This is a genomic window from Alcanivorax sp. (assembly GCF_002733835.1).
Lineage (GTDB): Bacteria > Pseudomonadota > Gammaproteobacteria > Pseudomonadales > Alcanivoracaceae > Alcanivorax.
Genome location: NZ_NVWY01000029.1, coordinates 1 through 6,923, shown reverse-complemented (window position 1 = coordinate 6,923; position 6,923 = coordinate 1). Strand labels below are relative to the sequence as shown.

Below are 6,923 nucleotides of genomic sequence, written 5' to 3'. Positions count from 1 at the left end.
GACTTCTGCACACACGCGGGTCAGCGCGGCGGTCAGGGTGGTTTTACCATGGTCAACGTGACCGATGGTGCCTACGTTTACGTGCGGTTTATTACGTTCGAACTTTTCCTTAGCCACGGCTCTATACCTTTAACAAATTAACCGTAAATTTAAGATTTCTTGCCGCTGATGACTTCATCAGCGATATTCTTTGGTGCCTCAGCGTACTTCAGGAACTCCATGGAGTAGCTGGCACGGCCCTGAGACATGGAACGCAGATCAGTAGCGTAACCGAACATTTCAGACAAAGGCACCTCGGCACGAATAATCTTGCCGGCCATGGTGTCTTCCATGCCCTGAACGATACCACGGCGACGGTTCAAGTCACCCATCACGTCACCCATGTAGTCTTCCGGGGTTACCGCTTCTACCTTCATCATCGGCTCAAGCAGTACCGCACCGGCTTCCTTGGCTGCATTCTTCACAGCCAGGGCACCCGCCATACGGAAAGCGTTTTCGTTGGAATCCACCTCGTGGTAGGAACCATCGTACAGAGTCGCTTTCACGCCAAGAATCGGGTAGCCCGCCAGTACACCGGCTTGCAGCTGTTCATCGATACCCTTCTGTACCGCACCAAAGTATTCCTTGGGTACGGAACCACCGTGAATCTGTTCCTCGAACTGGAACTCTTCATCACGATCGATAGGCTCGAACTTGACCTTAACGTGACCGTACTGACCACGACCACCGGACTGCTTCACGAACTTACCGTCCACATCAGCAGGGCGGGTGAAGGTTTCACGGTATGCCACCTGCGGCGCACCGATATTCGCTTCCACCTTGAATTCACGCTTCATACGATCGACGAGAATATCCAGGTGCAGCTCGCCCATACCAGAGATAATAGTCTGGCCGGTTTCTTCGTCGGTCTTCACACGGAAAGACGGATCTTCCTGCGCGAGACGGCCCAGCGCCAGACCCATTTTTTCCTGGTCTGCCTTGGACTTGGGCTCCACAGCAACGGAGATTACCGGATCCGGGAATTCCATACGCTCCAGAACGATCGGGCTCTTCATGTCACACAGGGTGTCACCGGTAGTGACGTCCTTCATGCCAACACAGGCCGCGATATCGCCCGCCAGTACTTCCTTGATTTCTTCACGGCTGTTTGCGTGCATTTGCAGCAAACGCCCCACACGCTCTTTCTTCTCGCGTACGGAGTTCATCACGCTATCACCGGAATTCAGCACACCGGAGTAGACACGAATGAAGGTCAGAGACCCCACAAACGGGTCGGTAGCGATCTTGAAAGCCAGCGCGGAGAACGGCTCATCGTCGGAAGACTTACGCGCTTCGACGGTTTCGCCATCCGGCAGCACACCCTGGATAGCTTTTACCTCATCCGGGGCCGGCAGGAATTCGATAACTGCGTCGAGCAGCGCCTGAACGCCTTTGTTTTTGAACGCGGAACCACACAAGCCGAGAACGATTTCGTTGGCCAGAACCTGCTTACGCAGACCCGCCTTGATATCGTCATTGGAAAGGTCACCTTCTTCCAGGTACTTTTCCATCAGCTCTTCAGAGCCTTCTGCTGCCGCTTCCGTCATTTGCTCACGGAGCTCGTCACAACGCGCCTTGATGTCGTCCGGGATGTCCTTCTCTTCGTAGGTCATCCCCATGTCGTCTTCGTTCCAGTAGATAGCCTTCATCCGGATCAGGTCGACAACACCCTTGAAGTTATCTTCCGTACCGATGTTGTACTGAATCGGCACAACGGAAGCACCCAGACGCTTGCGAATCTGGTTACAAACGGAGTCAAAATCTGCGCCAGCGCGGTCCATCTTGTTGACGAACACAATACGCGGCACTTCATATTTATTGGCCTGGCGCCATACAGTCTCGGACTGCGGCTCAACGCCGGAAGAACCACAGAACACCACCACGGCACCATCGAGTACACGCAACGAACGCTCTACTTCAATAGTGAAGTCAACGTGCCCGGGGGTATCAATGATGTTGATACGGTGCTGATCGTACTGCTGGTCCATGCCCTGCCAGAAAGTGGTGGTCGCAGCGGAGGTAATGGTAATACCACGCTCCTGTTCCTGCTCCATCCAGTCCATGGTGGCAGCACCGTCGTGCACCTCACCAATTTTGTGAGACACACCGGTGTAGAAAAGAATACGCTCGGTAGTAGTGGTCTTGCCCGCATCTACGTGCGCACAGATACCGATGTTGCGATAGCGATTAAGAGGAGTCTTACGAGCCACGGTGCTAACCTCGATTCACTGGTTCAAATACAAAAACCGGCCTGTACACAGGCCGGTTTCACTCGCTTGTCTTCTGCCTTTAGAAGCGGAAGTGGGAGAAGGCCTTGTTGGCCTCGGCCATGCGATGCACGTCTTCACGCTTCTTCATCGCAGCACCCTTGCCTTCAGCGGCATCCATCACTTCGCCGGCCAGACGAGCAGGCATGCTCTTCTCGCCACGCTTACGGGCAGCATCTACCAACCAACGCATTGCCAAAGCAGTACGGCGGCTGGGACGAACCTCAACAGGAACCTGGTAAGTCGCACCACCAACACGGCGGCTCTTTACCTCGACGGCAGGACGGATATTGTCCAGCGCCTTCTCGAACATCTCCAGGGAATCAGCCCCTTTGCGTTCGGTGATAATATCCAGCGCACCGTAAACAATACGCTCGGATACAGACTTTTTACCACTGACCATTACATGGTTCATGAACTTGGCCAGAATCTGGCTTCCAAACTTCGGATCCGGCAGGATCTCCCGTTTGGCGACAACGCGACGTCTTGGCATCGGATGTGTTCCTCTAACATTCCCGCTTTGGGCGGGGAAAGCTTCAGGTGACTCCGGAACGGCATGCCGTCCGGACCTTACTCATCCCTCCGCAGCCACAGGGGCTACGGCATTCAGAAAAGGTTTCCAGGTATTACTTCGGACGCTTGGCGCCATACTTGGAGCGACGCTGTTTGCGGTCCTGCACGCCTGCCGTATCCAGGGTGCCACGTACGGTGTGGTAGCGAACACCGGGAAGGTCTTTTACACGACCGCCACGGATCAGAACTACGGAGTGCTCCTGCAGGTTATGCCCTTCACCACCAATGTAGGAAGAGACTTCATAACCGTTGGTCAGACGCACACGACACACTTTACGCAGCGCGGAGTTAGGCTTCTTCGGAGTAGTGGTATACACCCGAGTGCAAACGCCGCGACGCTGGGGGCAGCCCTGCAGGGCTACGGAGTCGCTCTTTTCTACCTTGCTTTTGCGCGGCTTGCGCACCAGCTGGTTTACAGTTGCCATGAAACTACTGCCTCACGCTTACAGTTCTGTGACAAAAGCCGTCAGTTTACGGCCCATGCCACCCAATTACCGCCCATGAAATCATGGGGGCAGCGATTGTAGGGAGCCTCCGGCATCCCGTCAAGGCGACGGAGAATCTCTACGGTTGCCCCCGAAGGGGCGAAATGGCACCAGCCACTTGTGCGGGTGCCATTATCGGGTCAAGAAAACGCCCGCACTACTCGTCGGAGGAGCTAAGCGCCTCGGACAGAGCCGCTTCCACCTCGTCCATGGTCGGCGCTTCCGGCCCGCGTGCGTCAGCACGCTGGCGGCGACGGTCCATGTGGTAGGCATAGCCGGTACCGGCCGGAATCAGACGACCCACAACCACGTTCTCTTTCAGGCCACGCAGGTCGTCTTCCTTGCCGGTTACCGCCGCTTCGGTGAGAACGCGGGTGGTTTCCTGGAAAGACGCTGCAGAGATGAAGGACTCGGTGGCCAGGGAAGCCTTGGTGATACCCAACAACAGACGCTGATATTGCGGCAGCATCTTGTCTTCGGCTTTCAGACGGTCGACCTCTTCCATGACGCGGGCATATTCTGCCTGCTCACCCTTGATGAAGTGAGACTCACCCACTTCCAGGATCTCTACTTTGCGCAGCATCTGGCGGATGATCGTTTCAATGTGCTTGTCATTGATCTTCACACCCTGCAGGCGGTAAACCTCCTGCACTTCGTTAACGATGTAACGGGCCAGCTCCGATTCACCTTTCAGGCGCAGGATATCGTGGGGGTTCAGCGGACCATCAGAGACCACTTCACCCTTCTCTACCCGCTCACCTTCAAACACGTTGAGCTGACGCCACTTGGGAATCAGTTCTTCGTAATTGTCATCACTGTTATCCGGTGTTATCACCAAGCGAACCTTGCCTTTGGTTTCTTTACCGAAGGACACGGTACCAGTCTTCTCGGCCAGGATGGCGGCTTCTTTCGGGTTACGGGCTTCGAACAGATCCGCAACGCGGGGCAAACCACCGGTGATGTCACGGGTCTTGGAGGATTCCTGGGGAATCCGCGCAATCACATCACCCACACCGATGCTGGCGCCATCCTTCAGGCCACACAGCGCACCGCCCGGCAGGAAGTACTGCGCCGGCATATCAGTGTTGGGCATCACAACGGCTTTGCCCTTGCTGTCCACTACCCGGATTACCGGACGCATGTCCTTACCGGCAGACGGGCGATTCTGGGAACCGAGCACTTCGATATTGGTCAGGCCGGTCAGCTCGTCGGTCTGGTGGTTTACAGTGATACCTTCTTCCATATCACCGAACTGAACCTTACCTTCCACTTCCGCGATAATCGGGTGCGTGTGTGGATCCCAGGTTGCAACAACCTGACCACCACCCACTTCGTCACCTTCATTCACGGTCACGGTGGCACCGTAGGGCAGCTTGTAACGTTCACGCTCACGGCCCAGCTCATCGGCAACGGCCAGATCAGCGGAACGTGACACGATCACCAGGCCATCCTTGTGCTGCACGTGCTTGGCATTGTGGAAACGCACCTTACCGCCGTGCTTGATCTGGATGCTGGACACCGCAGAGGCCCGGCTTGCCGCACCACCAATGTGGAAGGTACGCATGGTCAGCTGGGTACCCGGCTCACCAATGGACTGCGCCGCAATAACACCAACAGCCTCGCCCACATTCACCTGATGACCACGGGCTAGATCACGACCGTAACAGGTGGCACACACACCCCAGCGGGTGGCACAGGTAATCGGCGAGCGCACCAGCACTTCGTCCACACCCATGGTTTCCAGCTGCTCAACCCAGACTTCGTCCAGCAGGGTGCCGGCTTCCACCGCCACTTCGTCCAGATTCAGCGGGTTCATCACGTCACGGGCAACCACACGACCGAGAACACGTTCGCGCAGCGGCTCTACCACGTCACCACCTTCAATCAGCGGTGTCATCAGCAGGCCTTCTTCAGTGCCGCAATCGTTCTCGTTGATCACCAGATCCTGCGCCACATCCACCAGACGACGAGTCAGGTAACCGGAGTTCGCTGTTTTCAGTGCAGTATCCGCCAGACCTTTACGCGCCCCGTGAGTAGAGATGAAGTACTGGAGTACGTTCAGACCTTCACGGAAGTTACTGGTAATAGGCGTTTCGATAATGGAGCCATCCGGCTTGGCCATCAGACCACGCATACCGGCCAGCTGACGAATCTGGGCCGCAGAACCCCGCGCCCCGGAATCGGCCATCATGAAGATGGAGTTGAAGGAGCCCTGCTCTTCGTCCTTGCCTTCGCGGTTCTTCACCACTTCGACTTTCAGGTTCTCCATCATCGCCTTGGCGATCTGGTCATTGGTCCGCGCCCAGATATCCACGACCTTGTTGTAACGCTCACCGCGGGTTACCAGACCGGAAGCGAACTGCTCCTCGATCTCGCGCACTTCCTCTTCGGCAGCGTCGATCATGGTGTACTTGGCATCCGGGATCACCATGTCTTCCACACCAATGGAGGAACCGGACAGGGTGGCTTCACGGAAGCCCAGGTACATCAGCTGGTCAGCAAAGATGCAGGTCTCTTTGGTACCCAGGATACGGTAGCAGGTGTTCAGCAGCTTGCTAATGGCCTTCTTGGTCATGTTCTGGTTGACCATCTCGTAGCCCAGACCCGCCGGCACGATATCCCACAGTTTACAGCGACCCGGCGTGGTATCGACGATGAAGGTACGCTCTTCCACGTTACCTTGCTGGTCTTTCACCACTTCGTGGACACGCACTTTAACCCGGGCGTGCAGGTGCACCTGCTTGTTGGCCAGGGCACGCATCACTTCCTTGGTGTCGGCAAAGACCTGACCTTCGCCCTGGGCGTTCACACGCTCACGGCTGATGTAGTACAGGCCCAGCACCACGTCCTGGGTCGGTCCGATGATGGGCTCACCATTGGCCGGAGACAGGATGTTGTTGGTGGACATCATCAGCGCACGGGCTTCGAGCTGGGCTTCCAGGGTCAGCGGTACGTGCACCGCCATCTGGTCACCATCGAAGTCGGCGTTGAAGGCCGCACACACCAGCGGGTGCAACTCCTCCTATTAAATCTCTCCAAAACTCCTCTCAGCAACAACCTCATCACTTTACCTCAACTATTTCATCTTTTCTTAAATTGAATGAAGCTCTTTTTTATATCTTCCAAGACTTTCTTCATCTGTGTATTTTGATCCTTCTTTGTTGGAGGTTGTTAGTTGATGTTCGAGGCTTATGAAGGATGTGGTGTCGTTGTTTTTACAGAGGTATTTTTAACGGAAGTCGGAACTTTGGTACATAGAATGCTATTCAACCTTTCCAATCCCGCTTCCACCTAAACTTAGAGTTTCATCTTCTTTCTCTCCTCCTCTGCTTAAAGAATTAAGAATACCCTTTTAGTTAAATGGAGATGCGATTTCACTTTCTTTTTCACATGATGCTAGATAATTTAATACGGGTTGGTTTGATTAAGAGTATGGGGCATCGAATGAGGTTAAGGATGATGTGTTTTGATGGGTGGCGAAGGCTTTTACGATAATATTTTCAGTAGAATTAACTTCATAGGCAACCAACCCCGTGCTATTTGAATCAAATTCTTTTAA

4 protein-coding genes and 1 pseudogene are annotated in these 6,923 nt (G+C 54.8%); all 5 read right to left on the bottom strand.

Translation table 11 applies throughout. The annotated features are described in order from the left end of the window. A partial coding sequence (locus tag COA55_RS11125; RefSeq protein WP_290502202.1) for a GTP-binding protein occupies positions 1-117 on the bottom strand: 117 nt, incomplete at its 3' end. A 32-nt stretch (positions 118-149) separates the two neighbouring features. Further along, on the bottom strand, positions 150-2,249 hold the full coding sequence (gene fusA, locus COA55_RS11120; protein ID WP_290502200.1) for an elongation factor G: 2,100 nt from the start codon (positions 2,247-2,249) through the stop codon (positions 150-152). 79 nt (positions 2,250-2,328) lie between these two features. Next, positions 2,329-2,799, bottom strand: a complete 471-nt coding sequence (rpsG, locus tag COA55_RS11115; RefSeq protein WP_063518893.1) for a 30S ribosomal protein S7 — start codon at positions 2,797-2,799, stop codon at positions 2,329-2,331. A gap of 133 nt (positions 2,800-2,932) precedes the next feature. Continuing rightward, the gene (gene rpsL / locus COA55_RS11110) at positions 2,933-3,304 is read right to left on the bottom strand and encodes a 30S ribosomal protein S12 (RefSeq protein WP_011587675.1); all 372 of its coding nucleotides are present in this window, start codon (positions 3,302-3,304) and stop codon (positions 2,933-2,935) included. A gap of 217 nt (positions 3,305-3,521) precedes the next feature. Further along, a pseudogene (gene rpoC / locus COA55_RS11105) lies at positions 3,522-6,383 on the bottom strand (DNA-directed RNA polymerase subunit beta'); the annotation flags it as partial. Between the last annotated feature and the right edge of the window lie 540 nt (positions 6,384-6,923).

Excerpts from the sequence above, each read along its gene's own strand:
- rpsG (WP_063518893.1), bottom strand. The coding sequence starts at position 2,799 with ATGCCAAGACGTCGCGTTGTCGCCAAACGGGAGATCCTGCCGGATCCG.
- rpsL (WP_011587675.1), bottom strand. The coding sequence starts at position 3,304 with ATGGCAACTGTAAACCAGCTGGTGCGCAAGCCGCGCAAAAGCAAGGTA.